Source organism: Ramlibacter tataouinensis TTB310 (genome assembly GCF_000215705.1).
GTDB classification, from domain to species: domain Bacteria; phylum Pseudomonadota; class Gammaproteobacteria; order Burkholderiales; family Burkholderiaceae_C; genus Ramlibacter; species Ramlibacter tataouinensis.
Genome location: NC_015677.1, coordinates 2,392,124 through 2,405,659 on the forward strand (window position 1 = coordinate 2,392,124; position 13,536 = coordinate 2,405,659).

The window sequence follows — 13,536 nt, forward strand, 5'->3', positions numbered from 1 at the left end:
GGTCAATGCCCCGGCAGCAGGTCGCCGGCGACGACCTGGGAAATATCGATGGGCCGCTGCACCAGCCCGAGCTGGCGGTACACGTCGGCGGCCCGCTGCAGGGTGGCCACGTCCAGCGCGCCCAGGCCTTCCCGTCGGGTGCGGTCCGACACCGTCGCGGCGTTGCGCAGCTGGATGATCTCCAGCGCCAGCGCCGGGTCGCTGGCGTCGATGGCGCGCAGCGCGGCCAGCCGGGCGGCCTCGGCCGGCTGCGCGATCATCCAGGCCGCGCTGTCGCGGTAGGCCCGCAGGAAGCGGCGCAGCAGGTCCTTGCGGCGCTGGTAGGTCTCCTCGCGCACCACATACAGGTCGCTGGACACGTTGAGGAAGCGGCCCACCTCCATCACGTCCACCTCGCCGATGCCGCGCCGGCGGCCGATCGCCAAGCCGGTGTCGGTGGCCGCGGTCGCATCCACCTGGCCCTGCAGCAGCGGCGCGAAGTTGAGCAGGCCGGTGACCACCACGGTCACGTCGGCCTCGCTCAGGCCCACCTGGTGCAGCAGCACCTGCAGGTTCTGGCGCGTGCCGCTGGCCAGGCTGTAGACGCCGATGCGCTTGCCCTTGAGGTCGGCGGGCTGGCGGATGCCGCTGCGCCGCAGCGAGACCACGTTGAACACGTTCTGCGGGTAGATGTCGTAGATGGCGCGCAGCTTCTCGCCCTTGTCCAGCGCGGCGAAGAACGAGCCGGGGTCGGTGAAGGCCACGTCGGCCTGGCCGCCGAGGAGGTTGCGCACCGCATCGCCGCCGCCGGCGCCCGGCACGTACTCCAGCGTGATGCCCTGGGCGCGGTAGAAGCCCTTGTCCGCATCCACCAGCAGCGGAACGACTTCGGTGATGGGCTTGCTCCAGCCGGCCACCACCAGCCTGTCGAGGCGAGCCGGCGCCTGCGCGCGCACCGGCGAGGACAGGCCCGCCATGGCGGCGGCAAGCAGGAGGTGGCGGCGCAAGGTCATGGGAGGATCCTTCTTCTCTGGCTCAAAACGATGCGTAGGCGCGCAGCAGGCGGCGCTCCAGCCACAGGGTGAGCTGGTAGGCCAGCAGCCCCAGCAGCGCGACCAGCACCAGCACGGCGAACATCAGCGGCGTGTCCATGCTGCCCTGGGCCGCGATGATCAGCGCGCCCAGGCCCTGGCTGGCGCCGATGAACTCGCCGACCACCGCGCCCACCAGGGCCAGCACGACCGCGATGCGCAGGCCCGCCAGGATGGCCGGCAGACCGCTGGGGAGCTTGAGCCGCCACAGGGTCTGGACCCGGCTGGCGCCCAGCATGCGGAACAGCTCCAGCCGCTCGGGACGCACCTGCGACAGGCCGGTCAGCGTGTTCTCCATCAGCGGGAAGAAGCAGATCAGCGCGGTGATGACCACCGTGGGGACCAGGCCGAAGCCGAACCAGACGATGAACAGCGGCATCAGCGCGAGCTTGGGGACCACCTGGCTGACCACCAGGTAGGGCATGAGCAGCCGGCGCAGCGGCGCCACCTCGGCCAGCAGCGCGCCCGCGGCGAAGCCGAAGGCGCCGCCCAGGGCCAGCCCCAGCAGCAGCTCGGCGCCGGTGGCGCGGATGTGCGGCCAGAAGAAGCCGCTGGCCAGGCCCTTCCACAGCGATGCGGCGACCGCACCCGGCGCTGGCAGCACCAGGGCCGACAGCCCGAGGCCGACGGCGCAGGCCTGCCAGAGAGCCAACAGTGACAGCAGCAGCGCCAGGCTGCCGGCCGCGGCGCGCCAGGACGTCATGCGCTCACCTCCAGGCCGAGCGCCTCGCGCACCTGGGCGCAGCCGGCACCGAACGCGGGCGTGTCGCGGGTGCGGGCCGCCGGCGGCACCGTGAACGAATGCGACAGGCGCCCGCCCGCCATCACCGACACCCGGTCGCCCAGGAACACCGCCTCGGCGATGTCGTGCGTCACGAACAGCACCGTCGTGCCGTGCTCGCGCGCCAGGCCCAGCAGGTCGCGCTGCAGCTCCTCGCGCGTGATCGCGTCCAGGGCGGCGAAGGGCTCGTCCAGCAGCAGCAGCGGCGGTTGCGGCAGCAGGGCCCGCGCCAGCGCCACCCGGCTCTGCTGGCCACCCGAGAGCTGGCCCGGGCGGTGCATGGCGCGGTCCGCGAGCCCGAGCCGGGCCAGCAGCGCATCGGCGCGCGCCATGTCCTGGGCCGTGGGACGGCGCTTCAGGGACACCGGCAGCAGCACGTTGTCGCGTGCGCTCAACCAGTCCAGCAACGTCGGCGCCTGGAACACGAAGCCGGTGCGTTCGTGGGCCGCGGTCGCCGGCCCGCCCCACAGCACCTGGCCGCGCGTGGGCGCGAGCAGCCCGGCGGCCAGCTTCAGCAGCGTGGTCTTGCCGCAGCCGCTGCGGCCCACCAGGCAATGGATGTCTCCCGCCGCCAGCGCCAGCTCCACACCCTCCAGCACCGGCCGGCCGGGATGGGCGAACGACACGCCGGCCAGGCGCAGGAAAGTCATTCCCCGCCCTCCTGGGCATACGGCGCCAGCCGGTCGGCGGCCTGCTCGGCGGCCTGCTCGATCTCGACCACGTGCACCAGGTCCGCCAGGTTGAAGCGGCCATCGTGGTGCCAGCCGGCCTCGGGCCGCGTCATGGCCCCCAGGGGCGCGATGCGCGTGACGCCCACGCCGCCCAGCAGCTCCGCCAGGCGGTACAGGCGCTCGGGCGTGGTGGCCAGGCCCACGGTCTGCAGGAAAGGCGATTGCGGCTCCAGCAGCGGCGCCACGTCCTCCAGGGCGTCCACGGCGCACACCAGCACGCAGCGGTGGCCGGCCGTGGGGGCGACGGGCCGCATCTCGTCGCTGAAAGCCACCGACCACTGCGAAGCATCGTCCCCCAGCAGCTCGCCGGCGGGACCCAGCAGCTGCCACTCGGCGGACTGGCGCCAGGCGGCGACGGACGCCGACTCCTCCAGCGTCAGCCGGCGGCGCGGATGGCGCCGCTGCAGCTGGGACAGCTCGCCCGACAGGTAACGCGCGAAGGCGCGCGGCTTGATGGCGCCGCCCCGCTCCACGTACAGCCGGTGCGGCGAGTAGCAGCCCTGCTGCTCGTGGCGCACCAGGTCCCGCGCGGCGCGGCGCGCGGCGGCCGGCCCGCGCTGGCTGTCCAGTGCCTCGCGCCCGACCAGGGCCAAGCCCAGCTTGTGGCCATAGCCCAGGAAGCGCGTGCTGGCCGGCAGCTGGTTGCGCAGCTGCACCAGGGTGTCGTTGCCGCCGTAGGCGAGCACCGTGTCGGCCTCCTGGGCCAGCACCGTGCCCGCCCCGCCGTCGCCCCCCTTCCACCACACGATGGCCAGGCAGTCGGCCAGGGCGGGCGCCACCTCGGCCAGCAGTTGCGCGAACAGGCTGGCGAACACCGGTTCGGCGCTGGGCAGCTTGCCGATGTTGCCCGCCTTGACCAGCAGGCCGCAGGCCAGGCTCCACAGCGGCAGGCCGGGCACGTTGCCGGCCCAATGGTGCGCCAGCAGCGAAGGGCCGAAGGCCCGGATCGCGCCGCCCTTGACCGCCGGCTGGAAGCCGTCCAGCACCTTGGGGTTGGCGAAGTCCTGCGCCACGAAGCGATGCAGCTGCGGCGCGCGGAAGGTCTGCAGGTAGCTGGACAATCCCAGCCGCAGCAGCTCGGGGTCGTCGCCGGTGACCACCGGCAGCAGATCGTCCAGCTGCCGGCGCACGGGGTCGGCGGCATCGAGCAGGCGGGCGACGACGCGATCCAGCACCTCCACGATCTGCGTCACGGGCAGCGGGCGCAGGCGCTCGCGCGCCGCCTGGCGCACCTGCCGGGCCAGCGCGCGCATCTGCGCCTCGGTGAGCAGCGGCACCTCGACCTCGAGCCGGCGGCCGTGCGCCTCGAACGGCAGCAGCTGCCACTGCACCGCATCGGCCGCTCCTGGCGGCAGGTAGCCGGCCCGCAGGCGCGCGCCGTTCATGGCCGGGCCGCCTCCAGGAAGGCCTGCACCGCCAGCGAGCAGCCCTTGGCCTCGGCCCCCTCGGCCCGGCCGAGGAGCAGGAAGCCGCCCGGCACGGCGACGCCCACGTCCTCGGTCAGGATCGTGGTGGCCGAGTTGAAATTGGCCAGGTCGCAGTGGGCCAGCACGCCGCGCTCGCCCGGCGCGACCTCGCGGCCGGTGAGCGGGTCCAGCACCCGGGTGCGGATCCAGTGCGGCCCCGACTTGACCGAAGGGACCGCCGCATTGCCATCGTCGTACAGCTGCGAGCTGAGCTCGGTCATGCCGTACATGTTGATGCAGCGCGCCCGCGGCACGCCGAACGCCTGCGCCAGGCCGTCGTAGAACTCGTCCAGCGGCACCTCGCGCGCCTGCTGCTTGTAGCCGCCGGTGTCCAGGATGCGGCTGCCGGCCGGCAGCGTGAACGCGATACCGCGCTCGCGCAGCGCGTCCAGCAGGTGCACGAAGCTGAAGCTGGCGCCCATGAGCGCGATGGCTTCGCCGGCGGCGACGGCGTCCCCCAGCGCCCGGCACACGCCTTCGACGTCCAGCCCGCCCGCGGCGCTCACGTAGGCGCGGCTACCGGGCGCGCCGAAGCTGCGGCTGGCCAGCGACAGGTAGCGCGCCAGCGAGGAATTGGGCAGTTCGCCTTCGTCGGGGAACAGCGTCGCCATGCGCATGCGCGGCGCCCCCTGCATGAAGCGGCGCGCGAAGTTGCGGCGCATGGACAGGTCCCACACGGCGATGACGGGATGGTGGTTGCGGCCCCGCACCTCGCCGCGCGTGGTCCCGCTGGTCATGAAGACGCGCTCGCACTCGTCGGGCGGCACGCAGCTGAGCGTGGAGTCCTTGAAGGCGCTGATCGGTACCGGCGGGATGTCGCGCCAGCCCGCCAGCCGGCGCGGCGTGAGGCCGCGGCGCTGGCAGAAGCGCCGGTACGGCTCGTCGTGGGTGTACTGCAGCGTGAACAGCTGCGCCGCCACCTCGTCGAACTCGGCGTCGGTGCAGCCGTCCTGGGCCAGGAAGGCCAGCAGCCGCTCGATGGCTTGCTGCAGCTCGGGGAGTGCGGAACCCGTCATGGCAATGGGAGCAGCCGCATGGGCTGCGGCGCATAGGAATGGTTCAGCGGCCCGCTGCCCGCGCCGGTGCGCACCGCAGCGCCGGCCCGCAGCGCCCCGCGGACGTAGTCGCGGGCCTGCTGCACGGCGTCGGGCAGCGCGTGGCCGAGTGCGAGCTGGGCCGCGATGGCGCTGGACAGGGTGCAGCCGGTGCCGTGGGTATTGGCCGTGGCGATGCGCGCGCCACGCAGCCACAGCGGCTGCATGGCCTGGTCCAGCAGCAGGTCGCTGACGCTGTCGCCGGCCAGGTGGCCGCCCTTGAGCAGCACGGCCTGCGCGCCCATGGCGATCATCCGGCGGGCGGCGGCTTCCATCTCGTCCTCGTCGCGCACGGGGTGCCCGGCCAGCAGCGCCGCCTCGTCCAGGTTGGGCGTGACCAGCACGGCGCGGGGGAACAGTTCGCGCACCAGCGAGGCCACCGCCGCCGGGTCGATCAGCCTGGCGCCGCTGGTGGCCACCATGACCGGATCGAGCACCACCGGCCGCAGGCGGTGGCGGTCGACCGCGGCGGCCACCGCCCCGATCGTCGCCGCGGAATGCAGCATGCCGATCTTGACCGCGTCCACGCCGATGTCCTCGACCACGGCGTCGATCTGGTCGGCCAGCACGTCCAGCGGCACCGCATGGATGGAGCGCACGCCCACCGTGTTCTGCGCGGTCAGCGCGGTGATCGCCGTCATGCCGAAGCAGCCCAGGGCGGCGATGGCCTTGAGGTCGGCCTGGATCCCGGCGCCACCGCCGGAATCGGAGCCGGCGATGGCCAGCACGCGCGGGTAGCGCGAGGCGGCAGCAACAGGAGCGGTAGCGGTGGGAGCCATGGACGTCCTTCGGGCATGTGCGTGCTCCGAAGGAACGGTCCGCCGCGGCCCTGGGCGGGCTGCGGCAGGTGCTCTCCTTACGCCGGTTTGAACCGGTTCAAGTTCACGGGTCTGGATCTCAGCACGCTGGCGCGTACACCCCGGAGCACGGGCATTGTGGCACACCGGTCCGTCGGCCCGGTCTGGAGGACCGCAATGGAACTTTGGTCATGGACGGGCTGGGGGCCCGGAAGATGGGGCTATAATCGTGGGCTCATTCCCCGATAGCTCAGTCGGTAGAGCGCCGGACTGTTAATCCGTAGGTCCCTGGTTCGAGCCCAGGTCGGGGAGCCAGACAAGGGTCAAAGGAGCTGCGTGCAAACGCAGCTCCTTTTTCTTTGTGCGAACCCAAGCGCTGCCTGTTTTTTGAGCAATCCGCAGCGCGTCAGTATCCACGGGCTCTTGCGCCGAGGCCATGGGCCTTTCGCACAGATTTGTCCACAGTTCCTGTGAGAAACGTCTGGCAAGTCGCTCGCCGGGCGTCCTACAGCCCAGCTAGAGGCCATGGCTGCGGCGTGCGCATGCGCGCCGGCCACAAGCGACGACCTCCCCAGGGCCTAAGGTACAGAATCTCCAAGTCATGCCGGCATTCCGCCGGCGCTACCCGCGCGAGGTGAGCTGTGCCCGACGACAAATCCGTACTCGTGATCGGCCTGGAACCCACGCTGATCGATTTCTCCGCCCCCGAGTTCGCGGGTACCGGCATGGATGCCGCCAAGGTACGGGCCGGGCTCCAATCCTCTGCCGACGCCTTGACCCGCCTGGGCTACGGCGTGCAAATGTGCCTGACCGATTTCGGCGAGACCGCAGAGCGGGTGGTTCGGGACCAACTCCGGCGCAGGCCATTCGGCTGCGTCGTGATCGGAGCGGGGATCCGGACGATGCCCAGCACGTTCCTGCTCTTCGAGAAACTGGTGAACGTGGTGCATGAAAACGCGCCCCAGGCCAGGATGTGCTTCAACACCCAACCGGGCGATACCGCCGAGGCGGTGCAGCGTTGGCTCTGAGCGCGCCTCGCGCCCTCAGGCCTTGAACACGACTTCCACCGCGGCGGCGTCCAGCTGCCCGCGCAGCCAGGCTTCTCCGCCGAGCAGCTGGAACTTGGCATGCTGGGCGGGTTCCAGCTTCACGGTGACCGGGACCAGGGCGGGCTTCCGGGCCGCCTTGGGCTTCTTCGCCGGCGCTGGTGCCGGCGGCTTGGCGCGGCCACCCATTCCGAACATCGTTTGACTCCTGAAGACGGGACAGCTTCTGCAGCGCAATGTCGCACCGCATGCCGGCGCCGCCTGTAGGACGCGCGTGGCTCCTCGGGTCGGCGCGGGCGGTCGGCCGCTCAGAAGCCGCTCTCGCGCACCAGCACCACGGCCAGCCGCTCGAGCAGCCCCGGCAGCCAGGCATGCGCCTGGCCGGTGATCACCACCTCGGACAGCGCCATGCGCAGGCTGGCCGGGCGGCCGTCCAGGGCGATGCGCACCCGGTACAGCGCGTCCCGCGGCGCGTGCTCGGCCGCGCTGGCACTGCCGGCTGCAGCGGCGCTGCCTTCGCGCGGCACCACCACGATGGAGCCTCCCTTGTTGGCGTCCAGCATGGCATGCGGCAGCATGGTCGTGCGCGTGGCATCGACCTCGACCACGCGCCCGACCAGCGCCTCGCGCGAGCGGGTCTGCAGGTACACCCGGGCCGCATCGCCCACCCGCACCCGGGCCATGTCCTCCTCAGCGACGAAGGCCTCCACGGTCCAGCGCGAGGGGTCCACCAGGATGGCCAGCGGCTGCCGCGGCTGCACCCACACGCCGCCCGCCAGCTGCGGGTCCAGGTCGGTCAGCACGCCGGCGAACGGCGCCACCAGCTGCAGCCGCTGCTGCTCGCCCTGGAACAAGCTGGCCTCGGCCAGGTAGCGGTCCTGCTGGTGTTGCAGCTGCTGGCGCCGCTCCTCGCCGTCGGCGAAGCCGCTCAGGCCGATCAGTTCGCGGGCGCGGGCATCGGCCAGGCTCAGGGCCCGCTGCGCCGACAGCGCCAGCTCGGGCGACTGCAGCGCGAACAGCGGCTGGCCCTGGGTCACCGCGCCTTCCTGGGGCACCACGGCCAGGCGCGCGGCCAGCGGCGAGTGGATCACCTGCTGGCGCTCGGCGTGCACCCAGCCGCTGGCCCGAACGCCGGTCTGCCAGGGCAGCAGCACCACCAGCAACAGCGCCGCCAGCAGCGCCCCCGCCCAACGCTTGCGCGAGCGCCGGATCTCGCCCTTGCGCTCGCGCCAGACGCACAGCTCGGCCCACACCGGCCGGCCGATGAACCAGACCAGCTCCACCGCCATCAGGAAGAGCCCCAGCAGCTTGAAGGCGAAGTGGTAGACCAGCAGAGCGATGCCCAGGAACACGGTCAGGCGGTAGGCCCAGGTCACCAGCGCGAACGCGATCAGCATCGCGTTGCCGCGGCCGGGCAGGCGCTCGGGCCAGGGCTCGTCGAAACCCAGCAGCGTGCGGCGCATCCAGGTCCGGGCCAGGGCGCCGCTGCGCTCGTGCAGGTTGGGCAGGTCCAGCAGGTCGCTGAGGATGAAGTAGCCGTCGAAGCGCATGAACGGGCTGGCGTTGACCAGCAGCGTCAGCACCCAGCTGGTGGTGGCGAGAAAGAACAGGGCGTTGCGCACGGCGCCGTCGGGCGCCAAGCTCCAGGCCAGCGTCGCCAGGCCGGCCAGCGCCAGCTCGGTCACCATGCCGGCGCTGGCGATGGCCAGCCGCTGGCGCGAGCGGTGCAGCTTCCAGCTCTCGCCGGTGTCGGTGTAGAGCATGGGGAACAGCACCAGCAGGGCCACGCCCATGTGGGCGACGCGCACGCCGTAGCGCGTGGCGGTCAGCGCATGCCCCATCTCGTGCAGCGCCTTGGCGAACACCAGTGCCACCGTGTAGCCCAGCATGCCCGACCAGGTGAGCTGCTCCACCACCGTGCCGGCGAAGGTCTCCCACTGCCGGCCGGCCAGCACCAGGCCGGTGAGCGTCAGGGCGGCCAGCGCCCAGGCCGTGGTCCGGCTGAAGACCCAGTCCACATACGGCAGCAGGCCGGCCAGCCAGACCTGGGGCCGCACCAGCGGGATGCGGAAGAACAGGTAGTGGTGCAGCAGCCATTGCAGCGGCGAGGTTTGCATCCGGGCCGCGCGATCGCGCAGCCGGTCCACGGCCTGCGCCGTGTCGGCGCGCACCAGGCTGTTCTGCTCCAGGAAGCCGGCCAGCTCGTGGACGTCGTCCTCGTCGATGCTGAGCGTGGTTTCCTCGTTGACCGAGTCCGCGATGTCCCGCGCGGAGCCCAGCGACCAGCGCAGCAGCACTTCGAAGTCCAGCCAGCCGATGCGGAAGAAGCGGTTGGTGAGCGGGTCCTGCACGGTCCAGGCCGGCGAGCCGTCGCGGTTGGCGGCGGCGGGCAGCAGGCGCAGTTCCTCCCGCAGGGTGGGCAGCCGCGGCGATCCCGCGGTGGCGATGGCCATCGCCGTGCTCACAGGCCGGTCCATTCGCGCAGGGCCGCGATCGGCCGGCGCAGCAGGAAGTAGCCCAGCACGGCCCAGTCGCCCGCGATGCGGGCGGTGCCGCGCAGGCCGATGCGGGCCGCCGGCTCGCCTTCGCCGAAGCGGCCGCGCAACCGGTAGGAGGAGATGCCGTCGGGGCCAGGCACGGCCTGGTAGCTGGTCTGCAGCAGTGTGGCCGCCAACGGGTCCAGCGGCTTGACGTGCAGGAACAGCCGGATCGGCGCGCCGGGCTCCAGGTTGAGCGCGTCGGTGACCGGCAGCCACACCAGCACCCCCGCATCGCGCGGGTCGGCCAGCTGCATCACGCGCTCGCCGGTCTGCACCGGCCGGCCCAGCCAGTCGTTCGGGTCGCCGTAGATGGCCACGCCGTCGCGCTCGGCGCGCACCACCACGCGCTCCAGCGATTGCTCGACCAGGGCGAGCTCGGCTTCCTTCTCCCGGACGCGGCCCATGGCGGCCGCCAGCTCGCCCTTGCTCTTGAGATCGTCGAAAGCGCGCTGCTGCGCGGTCAGCAGGTCCGCGCGCGCCACCGACAGTGCGCCGCGAGCCACCTCGCGCCGGCTGCCCAGGGCGCCGTCGTCCAGCGAGAACAGCCGGTCGCCGGCCTTCACCGGCGCATTGGGCGCGACATGGAAGGCGCTGATCACGCCGTCCTGCGGCGACGCGACGGCCATGGCGCTGAGCGCCACCACCTCGGCCGGCGCCAGCGCCGACAGGCGCACCGGGATCAGCAGCGCCGCCAGCACGGCCAGCGCCACCCAGCCCGCGGCGCGGCGGCTCACCAGCCGGCGCAGCCCGGCCCGCACGCGCAGGGGCTTTTGCGCAAGCGCATGCAGGCAGTAGCCGTAGGTCCGGTGCAGCCGGTCCAGCGCGGCCACCTCCCCGTCCTGCCAGGGCGTCTCGCGCGCGTACAGGACCACGCCCTCCTCGCCGCCCGGTCCCAGCAAGACGGCCAGCAGCAGGTGCTCGGGCAGCCACTCTTCCCAGCCTTCCACCAGGCCGGCCGGCGCGTCGGGAAAGTCCAGCCGCACGCAGCCGCCGCCGGCGGGCCGCACGGCCGGCACGAAGCTGGCCAGCCAGACGGCGAAGGGCGAATCCTCCGCCACGCTGGCCAGGCCGGAGGCCGTGGTGAGCTTCAGCCGCCCGCCGGCGCCGCTGGTGAACAGGGCCGCCTGCCGGAAGGCCACCAGCCGCAGGGTCTCGTTGACCATCGTGAACCCCAGGGCCTGGGGCGTGGCGGCCTCCAGCGCCCGCTGCTCCAGGTGCAGCAAGGCGGCCAGCACCGCGGGCGCGGCCTGCTCCAGCGCGTCATCCATGGGCACGGCTCCTCAGCGCAGCGAGCCCAGGTCGGCGACGCCGCTCATGCCGGGCAGCAACTCCGCATGCTCCTTGCTCACGGCCGCCTCCAGCTCGATGGTCTGGCTCACCGGGTCGACCCGGCTGTTCACCGCCATCACCCGGGCTTCGTAGCTGCGGCCGGTCTCGTCGATGGCGACGTTGAACGCGCTGCCCACGCGCAGCCGCACGAGCATGCGCGAGGGCGCGTTCAGCCGCAGCCGCAGCGGGCCGCTCTTGACCAGGTCCACCATGGGCTGGCCCGGGGTGACGCTCATGTGCGGGCGCACGTGCACCTTGGCGACGCGGCCGGCCCAGGGCGCCTTGATCGTGCATTGCGCCACCTGGGCCTTCTGCAGCTCGACCTGGCCGCGCGCCTTGGCCGCCGCGCTGGCCGCCAACGCCACCTCCACCTCGCTGGCCTGCTCCAGGCCCTGCATGCGGATCTTGCCCTCGTGCGCCTCCACCGCGCCGGCCAGCTCGGCCCTGGCCATGGTCAGCCGCGCCCTGGCCTCCTGGCAATCGAAGCCGACCAGGATCTGGCCGGCGCTGAAGGTCGCGCCCAGCGACAACTGCAGCTGCTCGATGCGGGCCGTCACCGGGCTGGACAGCGTGGTTTCGCGGTCGGCCACCAGGAGCACGCGCACGATGTCGGCCCCGGCGGCGGTCATGGAGGCCGTCGAGGCGGCGGAGGGCATGGCGCTGAAGCCCACCTCGTCCTGGCGGGCCGGCACAGCGGCTGGCCGCACCTCCGCCTGCGCGGCCGCGGCGGCAGCCAGCAGGACCAGTCCCGCCCACCAGCGACGGGCGTCGATCCTGATTCTGTCGCTCATGGCTGCGCCTCGCGCGCCGCCGCGGCCAGCCAGGTCCGCAGCTCGGGCAGCTTGGAGGTCAGGGCGGCGGCCAGCGTGGCCTCGTAGACCGAGCCGCGCGCCTGGGGCGGCAAGGTGCTGGCGTACTGCGCCTCCCCCTTGACCTCGCCGCGGCCATTGGCCATGGCGATGACCCAGCGCGCCCGCTCCAGGCCATCGCGGAATTCGCGCTGCAGGGTGAACGTCAGCGGCACGCCGCGGGCGGCGTCCACCTCCATCTCGTTGCGCCTGAACACCTCGCCGATCTGCGCCCGCATGCGCGCCTGCAGCACGGGGTCGTCCACGCCGACCAGCCGCACCGAGACGGCCGGCGGATGGCCGAACAGGTTGGACGTCATCTTGAGCGTGTCCTGCTCGGTGGCCCTCAGGTGGGCGCGCACGCGCTCGGCCAGCCGGGGGATGTCGTCCTGGTGGAAGTTGTCGGGCAGCGGATCGAAACCCAGCGAGTTGTACAGCCGGCCGAAGGCGATCTGGGCGCCGGCGTAGGCGTTGGCCCGCTGGTAGCTGCCCAGCACGGACCGCGCCTGGGTGCGGATGACTTCCAGTTCGCTGTCCAGGCGCGCGGCGACGGACGCCCGCGCATAGTCGGCCAAGCGCTTGTCGACCTGGGCGGCGGTGTCGGCCAGCTTGAAATCCTCCACCGCCAAGCGGTAGCGCTCCACGCTGATGCGCAGCTGGGTCATCACCGCCATGGACAAGGCCATGCGCCGGGCCTCGTCGGTGCGCACCTGCTGGTCCTGCGCCGAGCGCAGGGACGGCAGGGCCAGCAGCTGCAGCAGGTTCCAGGAGATGCGGGCACTGCCCTGCGTCCAGGCGCTGTTGAACAGCAGGTCGTTGGAGCTGTACTGCCGCCCCGCTTCCAGGCTGATGCCCGGCAGCATGCCCAGCAGCTGCCGCCGCGCCTCGTCGGCGGTGATGCGCTTCTTGAAGTCCTCCTCGCGCAGCTCGGGGCGCTGCAGCAGGGCCAGCTCCTCCAGCTGGCGCACGTTGCCGGGAACGGCCGGCAGGCGTGCCTCGGCCGTGTCGGCGACGGTGAAGGGCACGCCGGGCTCGACGTTCATCAGCGCGGCCAGCTCGCGGTTGGCGAACTCCAGGTCCTGGCGGCGCTGGTTCAGCAGGGAGATCGCGTCCAGCAGCGCGCGCTGGTAGTTCAGGGCCTGGGCGGGCGAGATGACGCGCTGGGTCTCGGCCTCGCGCGAGCGGGCCAGCGCCAGGTGGGCGCGCTCCAGCACCTCCTGCGTCTGCGCCGCCAGCCGCTGCGCGCCCAGGGCGCGCCAGTACGCGGCGCGCACGTCCTGCACCATGTTCTGCACCACCTTGCGGCGGCGTTCCTCGGCGACCAGGTACTGGTCGGCCTGCTGGCGCGCGCGGTAGTACGACACGCCGAAGTCCAGCACGTTCCAGGAGAACTCGGCGCTGGCCGTGGCGTAGTTGCGCTCCTCCGAGGTGGACGGGCGCAGCGACTGGACGCGGTCGACGATGCCGATGCTGGTGCCGCCCGAGTCATTGCTGCGGTCGCGGTAGCCGGCCGAGGCCAGCAGCTTGGGCAGCATGTCGTAGCCGGCGTAGTCGTTCAAGCCCAGCGCCAGAGCCGACTCCATCTTCTTGAGCCGGTAGTCCAGGTTGTACTTGAGGGTGCGGGCGATGGCTTCTTCCAGCGTCACCGGGCCGGCGATGGGCGCCTGGCCCACGTGCATGCCCTGGGTGTCGGCCTTGACGCGCTGGCGCACCTCGTCCTGGGTGGCCTGCCGGGGCGTGACGGAGCAACCCGCGACGATGGCGGCCACCGCCAGCAAGGACAGCTTGGCCGCAAGGGAGGGGATTCGGATGGGGGACTGATGCATGGCGAAGG

The 13,536-nt window shown here is 72.5% G+C and carries 12 protein-coding genes, 1 tRNA gene and 1 riboswitch; of the genes, 2 read left to right on the forward strand and 11 right to left on the reverse strand.

Annotation, left to right across the window (positions count from 1 at the left end):
* Positions 1-2 precede the first annotated feature (2 nt).
* The 6 genes from RTA_RS11640 to thiD are packed head-to-tail and all read right to left on the reverse strand — an operon-like array spanning position 3 to position 5,921.
* The gene (locus tag RTA_RS11640) at positions 3-992 is read right to left on the reverse strand and encodes an ABC transporter substrate-binding protein (RefSeq protein WP_013901602.1); all 990 of its coding nucleotides are present in this window, start codon (positions 990-992) and stop codon (positions 3-5) included.
* A 22-nt stretch (positions 993-1,014) separates the two neighbouring features.
* Positions 1,015-1,773: an ABC transporter permease gene (locus RTA_RS11645; protein ID WP_013901603.1), complete on the reverse strand. Its 759-nt coding sequence runs from the start codon at positions 1,771-1,773 to the stop codon at positions 1,015-1,017.
* A complete protein-coding gene (locus tag RTA_RS11650) occupies positions 1,770-2,501 on the reverse strand; it encodes an ABC transporter ATP-binding protein (protein ID WP_013901604.1) in 732 nt (243 codons plus the stop codon). Before RTA_RS11650 ends, RTA_RS11645 begins: the two co-directional genes overlap by 4 nt.
* Positions 2,498-3,967 (reverse strand): acyl-CoA reductase, encoded by a 1,470-nt coding sequence (locus RTA_RS11655; RefSeq protein ID WP_013901605.1) that lies wholly within the window; start codon positions 3,965-3,967, stop codon positions 2,498-2,500. Before RTA_RS11655 ends, RTA_RS11650 begins: the two co-directional genes overlap by 4 nt.
* On the reverse strand, positions 3,964-5,064 hold the full coding sequence (locus RTA_RS11660; protein ID WP_013901606.1) for a LuxE/PaaK family acyltransferase: 1,101 nt from the start codon (positions 5,062-5,064) through the stop codon (positions 3,964-3,966). Before RTA_RS11660 ends, RTA_RS11655 begins: the two co-directional genes overlap by 4 nt.
* Complete coding sequence (gene thiD, locus RTA_RS11665; RefSeq protein WP_013901607.1) at positions 5,061-5,921, reverse strand: bifunctional hydroxymethylpyrimidine kinase/phosphomethylpyrimidine kinase; 861 nt, start codon at positions 5,919-5,921, stop codon at positions 5,061-5,063. Before thiD ends, RTA_RS11660 begins: the two co-directional genes overlap by 4 nt.
* Positions 5,922-5,978: 57 nt before the next feature.
* Positions 5,979-6,074, reverse strand: a riboswitch (TPP riboswitch).
* Between the two features lie 104 nt (positions 6,075-6,178).
* Here thiD and RTA_RS11670 point away from each other — a divergent pair.
* Positions 6,179-6,254: transfer RNA gene (locus tag RTA_RS11670), tRNA-Asn, on the forward strand.
* A 326-nt stretch (positions 6,255-6,580) separates the two neighbouring features.
* Complete coding sequence (locus RTA_RS11675) at positions 6,581-6,967, forward strand: hypothetical protein (protein ID WP_013901608.1); 387 nt, start codon at positions 6,581-6,583, stop codon at positions 6,965-6,967.
* A 15-nt stretch (positions 6,968-6,982) separates the two neighbouring features.
* Here RTA_RS11675 and RTA_RS11680 read toward each other — a convergent pair whose 3' ends face one another.
* From RTA_RS11680 to RTA_RS11700, 5 genes are all read right to left on the reverse strand, one after another.
* A complete protein-coding gene (locus RTA_RS11680) occupies positions 6,983-7,183 on the reverse strand; it encodes a hypothetical protein (protein ID WP_013901609.1) in 201 nt (66 codons plus the stop codon).
* A gap of 110 nt (positions 7,184-7,293) precedes the next feature.
* The gene (locus RTA_RS11685) at positions 7,294-9,438 is read right to left on the reverse strand and encodes a site-2 protease family protein (RefSeq protein WP_041676362.1); all 2,145 of its coding nucleotides are present in this window, start codon (positions 9,436-9,438) and stop codon (positions 7,294-7,296) included.
* An 8-nt stretch (positions 9,439-9,446) separates the two neighbouring features.
* On the reverse strand, positions 9,447-10,793 hold the full coding sequence (locus tag RTA_RS11690) for an efflux RND transporter periplasmic adaptor subunit (protein WP_013901611.1): 1,347 nt from the start codon (positions 10,791-10,793) through the stop codon (positions 9,447-9,449).
* A 12-nt stretch (positions 10,794-10,805) separates the two neighbouring features.
* Positions 10,806-11,645 (reverse strand): efflux RND transporter periplasmic adaptor subunit, encoded by an 840-nt coding sequence (locus RTA_RS11695; protein WP_013901612.1) that lies wholly within the window; start codon positions 11,643-11,645, stop codon positions 10,806-10,808.
* On the reverse strand, positions 11,642-13,528 hold the full coding sequence (locus tag RTA_RS11700; protein ID WP_158307834.1) for a TolC family protein: 1,887 nt from the start codon (positions 13,526-13,528) through the stop codon (positions 11,642-11,644). Before RTA_RS11700 ends, RTA_RS11695 begins: the two co-directional genes overlap by 4 nt.
* Positions 13,529-13,536 lie beyond the last annotated feature (8 nt).

Coding starts and splice junctions, on each gene's coding strand:
- RTA_RS11640 (WP_013901602.1), bottom strand. CDS start 992: ATGACCTTGCGCCGCCACCTCCTGCTTGCCGCCGCCATGGCGGGCCTG.
- RTA_RS11645 (WP_013901603.1), bottom strand. CDS start 1,773: ATGACGTCCTGGCGCGCCGCGGCCGGCAGCCTGGCGCTGCTGCTGTCA.
- RTA_RS11650 (WP_013901604.1), bottom strand. CDS start 2,501: ATGACTTTCCTGCGCCTGGCCGGCGTGTCGTTCGCCCATCCCGGCCGG.
- RTA_RS11655 (WP_013901605.1), bottom strand. CDS start 3,967: ATGAACGGCGCGCGCCTGCGGGCCGGCTACCTGCCGCCAGGAGCGGCC.
- RTA_RS11660 (WP_013901606.1), bottom strand. CDS start 5,064: ATGACGGGTTCCGCACTCCCCGAGCTGCAGCAAGCCATCGAGCGGCTG.
- thiD (WP_013901607.1), bottom strand. CDS start 5,921: ATGGCTCCCACCGCTACCGCTCCTGTTGCTGCCGCCTCGCGCTACCCG.
- RTA_RS11680 (WP_013901609.1), bottom strand. CDS start 7,183: ATGTTCGGAATGGGTGGCCGCGCCAAGCCGCCGGCACCAGCGCCGGCG.
- RTA_RS11685 (WP_041676362.1), bottom strand. CDS start 9,438: ATGGCCATCGCCACCGCGGGATCGCCGCGGCTGCCCACCCTGCGGGAG.
- RTA_RS11690 (WP_013901611.1), bottom strand. CDS start 10,793: ATGGATGACGCGCTGGAGCAGGCCGCGCCCGCGGTGCTGGCCGCCTTG.
- RTA_RS11695 (WP_013901612.1), bottom strand. CDS start 11,645: ATGAGCGACAGAATCAGGATCGACGCCCGTCGCTGGTGGGCGGGACTG.
- RTA_RS11700 (WP_158307834.1), bottom strand. CDS start 13,528: ATGCATCAGTCCCCCATCCGAATCCCCTCCCTTGCGGCCAAGCTGTCC.